The sequence below is a fragment of the Pseudoalteromonas translucida KMM 520 genome, assembly GCF_001465295.1.
Classification (GTDB): Bacteria; Pseudomonadota; Gammaproteobacteria; order Enterobacterales; family Alteromonadaceae; genus Pseudoalteromonas; species Pseudoalteromonas translucida.
In genome coordinates, this window is sequence record NZ_CP011034.1 from 2,209,972 (window position 1) to 2,224,168 (window position 14,197).

At 39.8% G+C, this 14,197-nt stretch carries 15 protein-coding genes; 6 read left to right on the forward strand and 9 right to left on the reverse strand.

Features of this window, described 5'->3' with window-relative positions; translation table 11 throughout:
• Positions 1-2: 2 nt before the first annotated feature.
• Positions 3-926 carry an NAD(+) diphosphatase gene (gene nudC / locus PTRA_RS10275; protein WP_058373703.1) on the reverse strand — a complete coding sequence of 308 codons (924 nt, stop codon included), beginning with the start codon at positions 924-926 and terminating at the stop codon, positions 3-5.
• A gap of 190 nt (positions 927-1,116) precedes the next feature.
• A complete protein-coding gene (locus PTRA_RS10280; protein WP_058373704.1) occupies positions 1,117-1,620 on the reverse strand; it encodes a LabA-like NYN domain-containing protein in 504 nt (167 codons plus the stop codon).
• A 149-nt stretch (positions 1,621-1,769) separates the two neighbouring features.
• Here PTRA_RS10280 and PTRA_RS10285 point away from each other — a divergent pair, with 149 nt between their 5' ends.
• Together PTRA_RS10285 and PTRA_RS10290 are read left to right on the forward strand one after the other, a co-directional pair.
• On the forward strand, positions 1,770-2,393 hold the full coding sequence (locus tag PTRA_RS10285; protein ID WP_058373705.1) for a hypothetical protein: 624 nt from the start codon (positions 1,770-1,772) through the stop codon (positions 2,391-2,393).
• Positions 2,393-3,136, forward strand: a complete 744-nt coding sequence (locus tag PTRA_RS10290; protein WP_058373706.1) for a DUF3307 domain-containing protein — start codon at positions 2,393-2,395, stop codon at positions 3,134-3,136. The genes PTRA_RS10285 and PTRA_RS10290 overlap by 1 nt, the downstream gene beginning before the upstream one ends.
• A 103-nt stretch (positions 3,137-3,239) precedes the next feature.
• On the opposite strand, the gene PTRA_RS10295 is transcribed toward PTRA_RS10290, so the two are convergent.
• Both PTRA_RS10295 and PTRA_RS10300 read right to left on the reverse strand, forming a co-directional pair.
• Positions 3,240-4,640: a DEAD/DEAH box helicase gene (locus tag PTRA_RS10295; protein WP_058373707.1), complete on the reverse strand. Its 1,401-nt coding sequence runs from the start codon at positions 4,638-4,640 to the stop codon at positions 3,240-3,242.
• Between the two features lie 190 nt (positions 4,641-4,830).
• The gene (locus tag PTRA_RS10300) at positions 4,831-5,670 is read right to left on the reverse strand and encodes an isopenicillin N synthase family dioxygenase (RefSeq protein ID WP_058373708.1); all 840 of its coding nucleotides are present in this window, start codon (positions 5,668-5,670) and stop codon (positions 4,831-4,833) included.
• A 277-nt stretch (positions 5,671-5,947) separates the two neighbouring features.
• On the opposite strand from PTRA_RS10300, the gene PTRA_RS10305 reads away from it, so the two are divergent.
• Positions 5,948-7,150, forward strand: coding sequence for a bifunctional alpha/beta hydrolase/OsmC family protein (locus PTRA_RS10305; RefSeq protein WP_058373709.1), 1,203 nt, complete (start codon positions 5,948-5,950; stop codon positions 7,148-7,150).
• A gap of 146 nt (positions 7,151-7,296) precedes the next feature.
• Positions 7,297-7,620: a hypothetical protein gene (locus PTRA_RS10310; protein WP_011328600.1), complete on the forward strand. Its 324-nt coding sequence runs from the start codon at positions 7,297-7,299 to the stop codon at positions 7,618-7,620.
• 29 nt (positions 7,621-7,649) lie between these two features.
• On the opposite strand, the gene PTRA_RS10315 is transcribed toward PTRA_RS10310, so the two are convergent.
• The 3 genes from PTRA_RS10315 to aspS all read right to left on the reverse strand — a co-directional run bounded on the left by PTRA_RS10315 (position 7,650) and on the right by aspS (position 10,398).
• Complete coding sequence (locus tag PTRA_RS10315; protein WP_058373710.1) at positions 7,650-8,246, reverse strand: pentapeptide repeat-containing protein; 597 nt, start codon at positions 8,244-8,246, stop codon at positions 7,650-7,652.
• Between the two features lie 15 nt (positions 8,247-8,261).
• A complete protein-coding gene (locus PTRA_RS10320) occupies positions 8,262-8,492 on the reverse strand; it encodes a hypothetical protein (RefSeq protein WP_058373711.1) in 231 nt (76 codons plus the stop codon).
• Positions 8,493-8,619: 127 nt separating this feature from the next.
• Entirely contained in the window at positions 8,620-10,398 is a 1,779-nt protein-coding gene (gene aspS / locus PTRA_RS10325; protein WP_058373712.1) for an aspartate--tRNA ligase, read from the reverse strand.
• A gap of 248 nt (positions 10,399-10,646) precedes the next feature.
• On the opposite strand from aspS, the gene PTRA_RS10330 reads away from it, so the two are divergent.
• Complete coding sequence (locus PTRA_RS10330; protein WP_058373713.1) at positions 10,647-11,495, forward strand: DUF72 domain-containing protein; 849 nt, start codon at positions 10,647-10,649, stop codon at positions 11,493-11,495.
• Positions 11,496-11,540: 45 nt separating this feature from the next.
• On the forward strand, positions 11,541-12,041 hold the full coding sequence (locus PTRA_RS10335) for a M48 metallopeptidase family protein (RefSeq protein ID WP_011328606.1): 501 nt from the start codon (positions 11,541-11,543) through the stop codon (positions 12,039-12,041).
• Between the two features lie 20 nt (positions 12,042-12,061).
• On the opposite strand, the gene PTRA_RS10340 is transcribed toward PTRA_RS10335, so the two are convergent.
• On the reverse strand, positions 12,062-13,075 hold the full coding sequence (locus PTRA_RS10340; protein ID WP_058373714.1) for a DUF5924 family protein: 1,014 nt from the start codon (positions 13,073-13,075) through the stop codon (positions 12,062-12,064).
• 141 nt (positions 13,076-13,216) lie between these two features.
• Positions 13,217-14,119 carry a LysR family transcriptional regulator gene (locus PTRA_RS10345; RefSeq protein ID WP_058373715.1) on the reverse strand — a complete coding sequence of 301 codons (903 nt, stop codon included), beginning with the start codon at positions 14,117-14,119 and terminating at the stop codon, positions 13,217-13,219.
• Positions 14,120-14,197 lie beyond the last annotated feature (78 nt).

The window sequence follows — 14,197 nt, forward strand, 5'->3', positions numbered from 1 at the left end:
GCTTAATCCTTATTATTTAGCCAGTACTCAATTAAATAGCGAGAAATAGAATCTGTTCTGGGAAGCTTTAAATGCTCCCCCTCGTCATGCCAATTGCCAAACTGGCGTAACTCTTCACGGCTAAACCACTTAGCATCGTCAAGTTCGTTTTTATCAACATTAATATCTTCTGTAACCGCTTCGGCAAAAAAGCCCAGCATTATTGATGAAGGAAACGGCCAAGGTTGTGATGCAACATAACGTACATTATTTACTTCAATACCCGCCTCTTCTTTTACCTCACGAGCAACTGCTTGCTCGAGTGTTTCACCGGGATCAACAAAGCCCGCTAACGACGAATACATACCGCTCGCCCACGCAGCTTGGCGACCTAGTAAACAGCGCTCTACGCCATCGGCAAACACTTTAGTAACCACCATAATTACCGCAGGATCGGTGCGCGGAAAAGTAGGGTGTTTACAGTTTTCGTTTTCGCATACTCGTGAATGCCCTGCTTCTACTAAATGATTTTTACTGCCGCAACGTCCGCAAAAACTATGGGTTGCATGCCAATAACATAAGCCGCGTGCAAGTGCCGCTATTGAGGCGTATTTAATGGTTACTTGAGGGCCGTATTGGCGTATGTCAACAAACTGCGCGCCGTCAATTAAAGGATTAAGTATGCTGGTATCTAGCTTAGATACATCAAGAGCAAACACCCCATCTTTTGCATTGTTTAAGCCAACAAAAATAGCATTCGTTAAATCTAAATGGGCAACCTGTTGATACGATAAATAGCTAACTTTTGGGGTATCTTTAATAAATAAGGTTTGATTATTTTTAACTAAAACCCACTTACTTTGCGCCGACATATGCGCTTTAAGCCATGCTGGGTCGTTACGAAAATTTGAGCCTCTGTCTAGTGGCATGTTGCTGTAATGAAGCATTTAAATCCTTAGGTACACATTATGTTTTAAAATTACCATAACCCTTTAGTAAACCCAATTTATTAGCGCGATAAAAAAAGCCTAAAATAGGCTTAATTGCTATATAACCCTGCAATATTAAAAAGTCTCATGTTGCAGGGACTAATAGCGTATGTGAGTGTTGTTTTTTGGCTGTTCAATAAACACTTATTTAAAGTAAGAATGTATTGTCGATTAAATGAAATTGCTCTGCACTTTGTTTTAATGCCTCTGCGGTTAACCTATCGGCGCCATATACATCACACGAAACATTATATTGGCTTTTTAAATGCCCCAACAATAAAGCAAAGTCGCCATCACCCGAGAGTAAAATAACTTTATCAAGGTTTTTACCATGCTCAAGCATATCAATGGTTATACCCACATCCCAATCGCCTTTTGCACTGCCATCGCGGCGTTGAATAAATGGCTTAAGTTTTACCTCAAAACCAATTGCGCGCAAAATATTTTGAAACTGACTTTGTTTTTCATCCCCTCGATAAATTGCATAAGCAAACGCACATTCAATATTATATTGCTGCGCCATAACTCGCCAAAATGCATTGTAGTCAAAGTTTTTTCCGTAACTATCACGGCAAGTGTAATAAATATTTTGTACATCAACAAAAATACCTACACGGGGTTTAGTATTTTGCGGCTCGTGTTGTGAAGTCATTTAATTTCCTAATCAGGATTTATAGTAATGGCGTTGTGCTATTAAAATAAGTGTACCTTGCATTTTTCATTTAAGTAACCTAAATTGGTTACTTAGCTCTATGTAACCAATTTAGGTTACATTTTAAAAAGTAACTATTCGAGGCTCATATGATTGGTGTGATCAGCGGCGATATTATTAAATCGCAAACTATTCCTCAGCAGCAGTACGATGCCATGCTTTATCAACTAGAGCAAAGCCTAAGAAGTATTACCACACAGCGCACCCATTGGAATATATACCGAGGCGATGCCTTTCAATTACAGTTAAACAACCCAGAACAATTATTTAAAACCGCTATTTTAGTGTATTTACACTTAAAAGCATCGGGGTATGAACTACGCCAAAGTATGGCTTTAGGGCAAATAGATAATCCGCGCAGCGATATAAAAACCGCAACGGGTTCTGCCTTTACCCTCTCAGGGCAAGGGCTAGATAAAATAGCTAATCAACGCTTTATTATTAATATTGCAGAGCAACAACTCGATGAGAGCTTAAGTCTTAATCTAGCCTTTGTAGATGTATTACTCACTAAAATTACGCTAAAGCAGGCCAATGCCTTATATGTGTATTTAACTAAAGCCGACAACAGCCATGCCGCAGTAGCTAAAGAGCTAAAAACAAGCCGGGAGAATGTTACTAAACTGCTTAATTTAGCGCATTACCAACTAATAGAGCGCTTTATTAAATATACTCAACAATGTATACAAACAATAATCGCAGGAAGTAAATAATGGCATTTTCTCTCTTACTCGTTGTCCTCATTATTGGCCACCTACTCGCCGATTTTTACTGGCAACCCATGAGTTGGATAAACGATAGAAACACCCGCCATTTTAAGGCCCCTAAGCTGTATTTTCATGTGTTAGTTCATGGCTTGATCAGCGCAGTTATTATCAGTTACTGGGAGTTTAATTATGGCTGGCAACAATATAGCAGCGTGCTGCTAGCCACCTTAATTATTATGTTCAGCCATTATTTTATCGATATTGCTAAATCGTACTCTAATAAAGGCGTGGTGCCTTTTTTATTCGATCAACTAGCGCATATAGCAGTATTAATAATCGTGAGTATTTGGCTAACAGATAACAACAGCTTTATAGCTGCAATAGGTAAGCTATTAACTAACCCCAAAATATTATGGGTGGTATGCGGCTATATAATTATTTTAAGCCCCTGCGCTGTATTTATAAGAATGATGCTAGAGCGTTTAACAGCTAACTTTAGCAGTAGTGGTAGTTTACCCCTTGCTGGGCAAAGTATTGGCATGCTTGAAAGAGTGCTTATGCTAAGCTTTATCTTATTAGATCAATTTGCTGGAGTGGGCTTTTTACTTGCCGCTAAATCGGTATTTAGGTTTGGTGATTTAAGTGCCAGTAAAGATAAAAAGCTCACCGAATATGTAATGCTAGGCACACTACTTAGCGTAAGTGTTACCTTGTTTGTAGGGTTAGGTATTAATTACTTAATCAGCTAGTCTGTAATAAAAGCAATGCATACACACTAAAAAATACCCATTAAAAAACGCGCTACTTGTAAAACAAGTAAGCGCGTTTTTGTATCAGCGTTTAAAAGTATAATTAGTCGTTGTTACTTGGGCGACGACGGCGCTGAGTATTACCACCAACAGATTCGCGTTTTGCCCATGGGCTTTGCGCTTTATCATCCGTTTTAGCTACTGGCTTTTTAGAACCCCCTCTGCGTGCACCCGTACCATTTCCGCCATTATTAGGCTTTTTATTATTTGGCTTGCTGCTGTCAGATTTAGGCTTATTAAATGGCTGATTGGTCTTTTTAGCTTTTTTAGGAGCGATTGGACGCGCATCTAAGTCGCGCTCTGGTACTGGGTTAACCGGCTCAAAACCGTCTTCGGTAGCACGAGGAATAAGCTCACCAATAAAGCGTTCAATGCCGTATAAATCAACTGCATCTTCCGTGGTTACAAACGAAATTGCATGGCCCGATGCACCCGCGCGACCTGTACGGCCAATACGATGCACGTAATCTTCGTATACGTTTGGTAAGTCGTAGTTAACAACGTGTGGAAGCTCCACAATATCTAAACCACGGGCAACAATATCGGTTGCAACTAACACGCGTACTTCACCGTTTTTAAAACCATCAAGGGCTTTAACACGTGCGCCTTGCGATTTATTGCCATGAATAGCCGCGCCAACAATATCATCGCGTTCTAGTTGTTTAACTAAGCGGTTTGCACCGTGCTTAGTACGGCTAAATACTAATACTTGCTGCCAATCGTTAGTACGAATTAGGTGGCTTAATAACGCTGTTTTACGTGGTTTATCTACCGCGTAAACACACTGAGTAACGCTTTTAGCTGTGGTGTTTTTTGCAGCAACAGAAATTTCAACCGGATCGTTTATCAACCCTTTTGCTAGTGCACGAATTTCGTCAGAAAACGTTGCCGAAAACATTAAGTTTTGACGTTTTACAGGCATTTTTGCAATCAGGCGTTTAATATCATGAATAAAGCCCATGTCGAGCATGCGGTCAGCTTCATCAAGCACTAATACTTCTACACTATCAAATTTAACCGCATTTTGATTATGTAAATCGATTAGACGGCCCGGAGTTGCCACTAAAATATCAACCCCTTTGCGTAAACGCTGCATTTGTGGGTTAATTTTAACGCCACCGTAAACTACAAACGAGCTTACATTTGAATGCTTTGCGTACTCTTCAACATTTTCGCTTACTTGCAAAGCAAGCTCACGTGTTGGCGTTAAAATAAGTGCACGTACATGGTTACTTTTAGCTTTAGGACCGCTAGACAAACGCTCAATAAGTGGCAGTGTAAAACCCGCTGTTTTACCTGTTCCTGTTTGCGCTGCTGCCATCACATCACGACGATCAATAATCGCCGGAATTGCTTGAGCCTGAATTGGCGTTGGCGTTTCATAGCCCTTCTCTAAAACCGCATTAACTAAAGACTGTGATAAACCTAAACCTTCAAAACTCATATAAACTCTCTTTTAAATAAGGCTAAACTAGCCAGTTGCGCGCATTATACCTGTAGTAGCTAAGAATGCATGCCATTATTTACGTTGGCGTGTAATTGACTCCCGCTTAATCAAATTAGATAGGTATCTAATTACTTAAAACGCAAAAAACGGCTAAAAAGCCGTTTTTTTATATCGCAGTATTTACTGGTTACTTAACGCCAAGCTCACGTAAACGCTCTTGCAAGTAACTATCAGCGGTATAGCGCTCTGATAACACCACATCTGGGCGAGGGTGTAAAAATAGCGGTAATGAAATACGCGACTTACTAGACGCTTTACCTGTTGGGTTAATTACCCGATGAATTGTCGAAGGGAAATAACCACCCGACGCTTCTTGTAGCATGTCACCAATATTAATGATCAAGCAACCAAAATCAGAAGGAACATCTAACCAACCGCCTTCGGTATTTTTAACTTGTAAACCCGGTTCATTAGAAGCAGGTAGTACAGTTAGCAAGTTAATATCGCCATGCGCAGCTGCACGAATAGCACCTGGCTCTTCATCGCCGGTCATTGGTGGGTAATGTAAAATACGCAGTAATGTTTGCTCAGAGTTAGCAATCATGTCTTTTAAGTCAATCGAAAATTTAGCACGCACATCTGCTGGTGCTTCTGCTTGTACCCAACTTAAAAGCGTTGCTGCAAACTCATTCGCTAAACGATAGTACTCACGTATGTCTGCTTCTAACTGAGCAGGTACACGGCCTTTAGGATAAACATGGAAGTACTCTTTAATATCTTTAACTTTACAGCCTTTTGCCACTTCTGATACCGAAGGCGGAAAATAGCCATCTTGGGTGTCTTTAGAAAATAAAAAGTCCTGCTTTTGATCTGAGTTAAAAAAGTCTTGCCAATTTTTATAAATAGACTCAACTAAAGATTGCGGAATTGGATGGTTTTTTAAGACCCCAAAGCCGGTATTTCTTAATGATTCAACAAATTGAGCAGCCGCATTGTCCGCTTTATAATCAACAGTAGGTAATTGCATTGTACATTCCAGTGAATAGGTTGTGAGAGGTCATTTACATTATAGAGGTAGATTACTCTATTTAAGCAGCAAAGCCTGTATTATTACCACCGTGAGGATAGACAAACAGCCCTAAAACCATAAGGACATATGTCCGCACCTTGACTGGGTGAGCAATTGAGTTGATCTTAATCAAATTATAAATAAACATTGAAATAACATCACTTCGCACCTATCTCTGAACTATGATAGTAATGTTTATTATTTCGCACTTAAACTTAAGTATTAAGGCTCCTCCATGCGACAAAAAGTATCTTTTAAAAGTGGTGATTTAAAACTGGCAGGACAACTTGAACTGCCCTCTGGTAAAATTAAATTTTACGCCCTATTCGCACACTGTTTTACCTGTGGCAAAGATATAGCAGCGGCAACCCGTATCAGCCGTGCACTCACACAGCAAGGGATTGCAGTATTACGCTTTGACTTTACCGGCTTAGGTAATAGCGATGGCGACTTTGCCAATAGTAATTTTTCATCTAATATTCAAGACTTAGTAGCAGCCGCTAATCACCTGCGTGAACATTTTGGTGCACCGCAATTACTTATAGGCCACAGCTTAGGTGGAGCTGCAGTACTGGCCGCTGCTGAGCACATACCAGAAGTATCGGCAATTACTACCATAGGTGCGCCATCAGATGCACAGCACGTAGCACATAACTTTAAAGCCCACCTAGATGAAATTAACGCAGCTGGCGAAGCTAAAGTAAATTTAGCGGGCCGCGAGTTCACTATTAAAAAACAATTTATAGACGATATAGCCAAGTATGATAAAAGCCACATAAGTAAACTTAAGCGCGCATTATTAGTAATGCACTCCCCTATTGACGCGACTGTAAATATTAGCGAAGCCGAAAAAATTTACGCATCAGCTAAGCATCCTAAAAGCTTTATTAGCCTAGATAACGCCGATCACTTACTTACTAATAAAAACGATGCCGACTACGCAGCAGATATTATTGCCACCTGGGCCAATCGTTATGTAAATTACGATAAAACTAAATATACGGCTAAATTAAATAATGGCAGCGTATTAGTAGAAGAAAAAGACCATGTATTTACCCAACACGTAAGCACCAAAGAGCATACTTGGCTTGCCGATGAGCCACTAAAAGCAGGTGGCCATAACTTAGGCCCAGATCCGTATGAGCATTTACTCGCCGGGCTTGGCGCGTGTACCTCTATGACACTACGCATGTATGCGAGCCATAAAAAATTACCCTTGGAGCATGTCAAAGTTGAGCTTGAGCACACTCGCGATTATAAAACACAAGACGGTAACGCAGAGCAAACCCAAGGTGTTGAAGCTATTACGCGTAAAATCACCTTAACGGGCGACTTAACTCCCGAACAACGCACGCGCCTTCTCGAAATTGCCAATAAATGCCCAGTGCATAAAACCCTACACAATAACCCACTAGTGGTAAGTGAATTGGTAGAGTAACGTATAATAATTTTAATTCAGTATGTAAAATAGCGCAGTTAAAGCTGCGCTATTTTTTCATCTTGTTAAGCTAAATAATTAATTATTTTAAATATGTGCGATAATAACCGTCATTGTTCCAATATTTTTAGCAAAAGAACTCATCCATGAAATCATATAACACCATTGCAGAACGAATCGAAATTTTACAAAGCCGAATCGAAGCCTATAAAGACGAAATTGAAGTATTAAAAGCAGAACCTAAAAGTGATAACGAACGCATTATTTTTAAGTTTATTGAAACCGGCAGCACAGGTAAAACCAAAGACTATGTACGTGGTTTAGGCATTAAATCGTCTCGCGATAGCTTATATTCGTCAGGTGATGTAACTAAGCTGATTAAAGATGGCGCAACCGATATTTCGCCAGCGTTACTTGAAATAGCCAGAGTGCTTGCAAGCGCACGTAATAAAAACGGCCCTAGCTGTTAAAAAAAGCTTAATTAGCCGTGCAATTACGGCTAATCCACCAGCTCCACATCTAACCCACTGAGTAAATTCAACGCTTCAAAACGCTCAAATTTAGCCTTAGTTATTTGGTTGCTATTTAAATCGATATTAAATTGCGTGGCACCAACAAAGTCGCACTGGCTTAAATTAGTTTGAAAAAACTCGCTATCACGAAAATCAGTACCGCTAAACTTACTCTTAGCTAAATTTGCGTGCCTAAAGTCTACATTTTTTGCAAAGCAATCTGTTAGTTTAAGTGCTTTTAGAGTTAATTCAAAAAAGGAACTGTTGCTAAGCTCACAGTGACTAAAACTCACAGCAGCATTAACACTAAGCAGCGGCCAATTTATATCACTCCACTGTATGCTGTTTAATTTACAATGACTAAAGTCAACATTTTCGAGTGAGCTATAACCCCATTTTAGTGATGCTAAATTGCATTTTTTAAAGCTGCATTCTATAAAACGGCAGTGTTTAAATTGGCCATTTGAAAAGTCGCAATCTGTAAAAGTACAGTCTTCAAACTCTATATTCTCAAAAACCTGCTCTGCCAGTGCTAAAGCTGTAAATTGTTGATCAAAATAGTGATTATTATTTTCTATAGACACGGTTTAAATATTACCTTATCGCGCAAATTGAACTTTTTTAGGGAGATCTTTTTTCAGCGCGAGTATCGCTATAAATATTAAACCCAGAGGTAAAATTAGCGATAAACAGCCACCAACAAAAGCAATGACACCTGGATTAGTACTTTTTCGTTTACCTAATTTATAACTAATAAAAGCAAAAATAGGCACTAATAATAGTATAAAAAAAGCGATAAACTCGCCAAAAAGAGTGATGTTAACTGACATAAGAATTCCTTTTCATCTGTATGATTATTGCAGTACTAAATTTAACCATAAAAAAACCCTTAAGCCTACACTTAAGGGTTTAATTTTTAATTATCTAACGCATATTTACAAAACACTGTAAAATAATTTACTCTGCGTTTGGTACTGCTTTTTCTACTACGCTAATTGCAAGTTCAGCTAACGAATCAAGGTTAGGCTTGCTCGGCGCATTGGTTAATAAGCACGACGCCTGCGTAGTTTTAGGGAACGCAATAACGTCACGAATGTTATCAGTACCACAAAGCAACATAGCTAAACGGTCAAGACCAAAGGCTAAACCAGCATGTGGTGGCGTACCATATTTAAGTGCGTCAAGTAAAAAGCCAAACTTGTCTTGTTGCTCTTGCTCATTAATACCTAAAATTCTAAACGCAGCTTCTTGCATATCAGCATTATGAATACGTACCGAACCACCACCTACTTCGTAGCCGTTTAATACCATATCGTACGCATCTGAAATAGCAGCCGCAGGGTTTGCTTCAAGCTCACTTGCGCTCATGTCTTTTGGCGCCGTGAATGGATGATGTACAGCGTGCAGCGTGCCTTCGTCATCTTCTTCAAACATTGGAAAGTCTACAACCCAAAGTGGTGCCCAGCTATCAAGATTAGTGATTTCTAAATCAATACCAATTTTAACGCGCAGTGCGCCCATTGCTTCATTTACTGTGTTGCGCTTATCGGCACCAAATAAAATAATATCGCCCGACTGTGCATTAGTACGCTCAAGTAATTGCGTAATTACATCTGCAGTTAAGAATTTAGCCACTGGTGACTGCACGCCTTCTGCGCCTGCAGTGTGGTCGTTTACTTTCATCCACGCCATACCTTTAGCGCCGTAAATACCAATAAACTTAGTGTAATCGTCAAGTTGTTTACGCGAAAGCTTAGCGCCACCCGGTACAGTTAATACCGCAACACGGCCTTTTTCGTCGTTTGCAGGGCCAGAGAAAACATTAAACTCTACGTCTTTAACTAAATCGGCAATATCAACAAGCTTCATTGGGTTACGTAAATCAGGCTTGTCTGAACCGTATAAGCTCATTGCTTCGCTGTAAGGCATGATTGGGAAATCGCCTAAATCTACGTTTAATAATGTTTGCCACATTTCACGGATCATTTTTTCAGTCATACCACGTACTTGATCAGAGCTCATGAACGAGGTTTCTATATCTATTTGGGTAAATTCTGGTTGGCGATCGGCACGTAAATCTTCATCACGGAAACATTTAACAATTTGGTAGTAACGGTCAAAACCCGACATCATCAACAATTGCTTAAACAACTGCGGTGACTGCGGTAATGCGTAAAAGCTACCTTTGTGAACACGACTCGGCACTAAGTAATCACGCGCGCCTTCTGGCGTTGCTTTAGTAAGTACAGGTGTTTCTATGTCTAAAAAGCCGTTTTCATCTAAAAAGCGACGAACAAAGCTGCTTGCTTTAGCGCGTAATTTAATGCGGTCGCTCATTTCTAAACGACGTAGGTCTAGGTAGCGGTATTTTAAACGACGCTCTTCAGAGTTCACTTGGTTAAAATCAAGTGGTAATGGCTCTGAGCGGTTAATAATATTAAGCTCAGTACCTAAAATTTCGATTTCGCCTGTGGCCATATCTTTATTTACTTGGCTATCTGGGCGTGCACGTACAATACCTTTTAACTGCACACAAAATTCTTGGCGAAGCGTGTTAGCTGAACTCATTAACTCTTCAATGTCAGAATCGAATACAACTTGTACTAAACCTTCTCTATCGCGTAAATCGACAAAGATAAGTCCACCAAGGTCACGTCGTTTGTTGATCCAGCCACATAGTTCAACTTCTTGATCTATGTGAGTTTTATTTAGCTGTCCGCAGTATATAGAGCGCATAGTTTTCCTGTCAGATAAAAGGGGTGCAACGGTCAAAAAACATTCGTTTTAAGTAGGGTAAATCTTTTTTATAAATACGAATATAAAAATAACACCGCTAGCAATTCAAAATAATCAAATTAAGCCCTGTATTATACGCAAGTGATATGAAGATACTAGGGCGGGTGTCGTTTTTTGCATCGGATTTAAAGCAGCATATTTTATTATTTGATACACTAGAGCCACTTTAGAATTAGGCGTTAGTTTGTATGCTATATATTGGGTGCCCACAGTGGTCAAGCAATGCGTGGAAAGGCAATTTATTTTCGAGCCAATGTAAAAATGCCGATATGCTAAGCCAATACGCGCAACATTTTAACTCTGTAGAGGGAAATACCAGCTTTTACGCCGACCCGTCCCCAAGTACTCTTTTACGCTGGGCAAACAGTGTACCCGACGATTTTAAATTTACCTTTAAGTTTCATCGGCGCTTTAGCCATGAGCTAAAGCTGACTAATGTACACAACGAGCTAACCGCTTGGCTTAACTTATTTGCACCAATTTTAGAAAAAACCGGGCAAATTATGCTGCAGCTGCCAAGTGCCTTTGGCCCTAATGATTTACCCAAGCTGGCGCAATTTATTAGCCTATTACCTAAAGAGCTAAACTTCGGGGTAGAAGTTCGCCATCCGGCATTTTTTCAAAAGGGTGAAGCCGAAATAGCGCTTAATCAGTTATTAATGGCAAGCAAAATAAACCGTATAGCCATGGATACCCGCGCCCTATTTGCAGTTAAAGCCAATACAGAAGCGCTGATTGATGCACAACAAAAAAAGCCGCATCTGCCCGTGCATGCTATTGCTACAAGTGAGCAACCCATGGCACGTTTTGTTATTGCTAATTTACAAAGTGAATATAAAACCTTTTATAAGCCTTGGCTTAGTAAAGTAAAGCAGTGGCTTGATGAAGGAAAAACGCCTTATGTATTTTTTCATACCGCAGACAACCGAGAGGCACCGCTATTAGCAAGGCAGTTTTGCCAAGATCTAGGTTATAACCACAAGGTATTAAATCCATTTAGCGGCGAGGCAGAAACCCACCAGCAAGCGCTTTTTTAAATAGCCACTTACAACAAATAAAATGATAAGAACTTAGAGAGCAACATGAGTGAATACGCACGTTATTTTACCGGCTACCCTGCAAACATTGTTGAGCAAGTATTAAACCTAATCAGCAATGATAAAGTAAGTAACTACTTACTTAAAAAGTATCCGCAGGCACATAATATTACCAGCGACAAAGCACTTTTTAGCTACGCCACAGAGCTTAAAAAACAGTATTTAAAAAATGCCCCGCCGTTTGGTCGCGCCGCATTTAAAAAGCAAGGCGACATGGTCACTAATGCACTTGGCACGCACACCTATCGTATGCAAGGTAAAACTCGCAAGCACGACTTGGCCATCAACAGCGATTTACTGCGCGCTCCCGAGCCATTACTAAAAGCCTTAGTGGTACACGAGCTCGCTCATTTTAAAGAAAAAGACCATAACAAAAGCTTTTATAAACTTTGTTGCCACATGGAGCCAAGTTACCACCAGCTAGAACTCGATTTACGCATTTTTTGCGTGGCTGTAGAGCAAGGCAACAATCCTTATTTAAAATGAGCTAATTTAACGCACATTAGCTAAGGCAAAACTGTAAATTTAGTTAAACCTATAAGTTGCCCCGATTCTGTTACTACGTGCACCTGCCATTTACCGACAGAATCAGTTGGAAAATTTACTTTATGGGTCCAGGCTCTATAACCTTGCTCTCGGCCACCACTTATATTTAATGTGATCCGATCTACTTCTTTATTGTTGTATAACCACACATGAAATATTTTTTCATTTAATCCTCTGGGCGCTTTAACAGCAGTCCACGTATATAACCCCTGATGATGTAGTGAATAAGAGTCTAATTGCTTAATATTACCAATAGGTTGGCGTTGCTCTAAATCAACCTCGTGCGATAAAGTAATATCGGTTAAACGCAAAGCCGCTGGCGGCACCCAACTACGTAGTTGCCATAAGCCAGCACTTAAAATACACAAAATTACCACCAATAAAGGAAATCGCCACCAGCGGGTATTGGGCATTAAGTTGCCTAAACTTGGAAGGGTAAAAATAACAGCAGTAACCAAAGCAATTGCTAAACTTTGGCTAGTGGTTACATTAAATAAAATAGGTAAAGTAACCAATATAACTACAAACAATGCAAAGTTATGAAACACCGCAAATAGCATGCGATTTTTTGCTAACTTTTTATAATACAAAGGATCGATTACCGATATAACTGCACACATTATCATTAGCGCGGTAAAAATAGCTTGTGGATGATCCCACTGAGTTACCGCTAAAAAAAATGGCAAAGCAAAAAATAGGCTCTCTTGTTGCACCATTTGTAAAGCAAAGCGCATAAAGTTGGGCGATACCGCAACACCAAATCTTTGCTCTACTTTGTCACGCAACCAGTTATCAATAATTAACCATACCCAGCTCACTAGCAAAAATATGGCGATAAATTGCGAAAACGATTCTTTTCGCTCAACTAATACATAACTTGCCACACCTGAGCAAAATGCTATTACCGCTAATAACCCCGGCCGCTGTTGCATTGCAATTATAAATTTTGTTATTAAACTTTTAAAATAGTCCATCTAATTTGGGGTCCGTACTAGTGTGCATGCTAAAGCGCTTAAAAACGTAAGCGCATTATCTTAACGTAATTACCTGAACAACACATAAATAGCATAAAACCCCTCGGCTTATTAATAATACAATAATCGGTTAAGTAATGACTATTTTGGTTGCTTTAAGTGGGTGCGCGAAATTTCTTCATTTACCCAGTGTAATAATTGTTTTATTGCCTTAGATAGCACCTGATTTTGCCGCACTATATAACCCAAACTAGTGGTTGGAAATTGCGGTAAAGCAGTCACTGTGGTGGTTAAATTGGCTTTAGAGCGCAGCGAAAACTCAGGTACAATTGCCACGCCAAAACCAGCTTCTGCCCAATCAATTTGTGCATCAACACTGCCCACTTCCATAACCCGATAACTCGGTAAATTTAAAGACGGTAGCGCATTATCTAATAGCTCACGGGTACGGGTATCGTGGCCTAATAAAATTAATGTTGGCGGCTCAATTAGTACCATACTTTCATCGTTTTTTGCTTGCTCCCATAACGCTAAATTATTTCCCAGCGCACACCACTTTATCTGCTGGAGTTCACTAAAATGCAGTGGCTCACTTTCTTTTTGAGCAATTACAAAGCCTAAATCGGCTTCTGCACTTTTAACCAGCGCCGATGCCTGTGACGAAGTGGTATTAAGCAAGGTAAAATCAATCCCCGGGAACTGGGTTTTAAACAGCTGAAAAGGCTCTATGAGTAACAAACGAGAAATAATATCACTGGCTGCAATGGTGAGCGTGCCTTGGCTTAAGTTATTTATTGCATTGAGATCAGACTGACATACCTTCAATTCCCATAAGGTTTTTTGCCCAGACTGTAATAAACGTAAACCCGCTTGGGTTAAACAAAATGGGTTACGCTCGATTAACTTTACCCGCGTCATTTTTTCTAACTGCTTAATATGCAAGCTCACATTAGGTTGCGTCATGTGCAGTGCACTTGCCGTTTTACCAAAATGCTTTAGCTCTGCTAATGTAACAAAGGTTTTTAACCAATGAATATCTAACATCTCACTTCCTTAATATTGCCCGCATTATATGGAATCCTTATTGATATCATAATTATAATTAATTTCTCTTATTTTAAC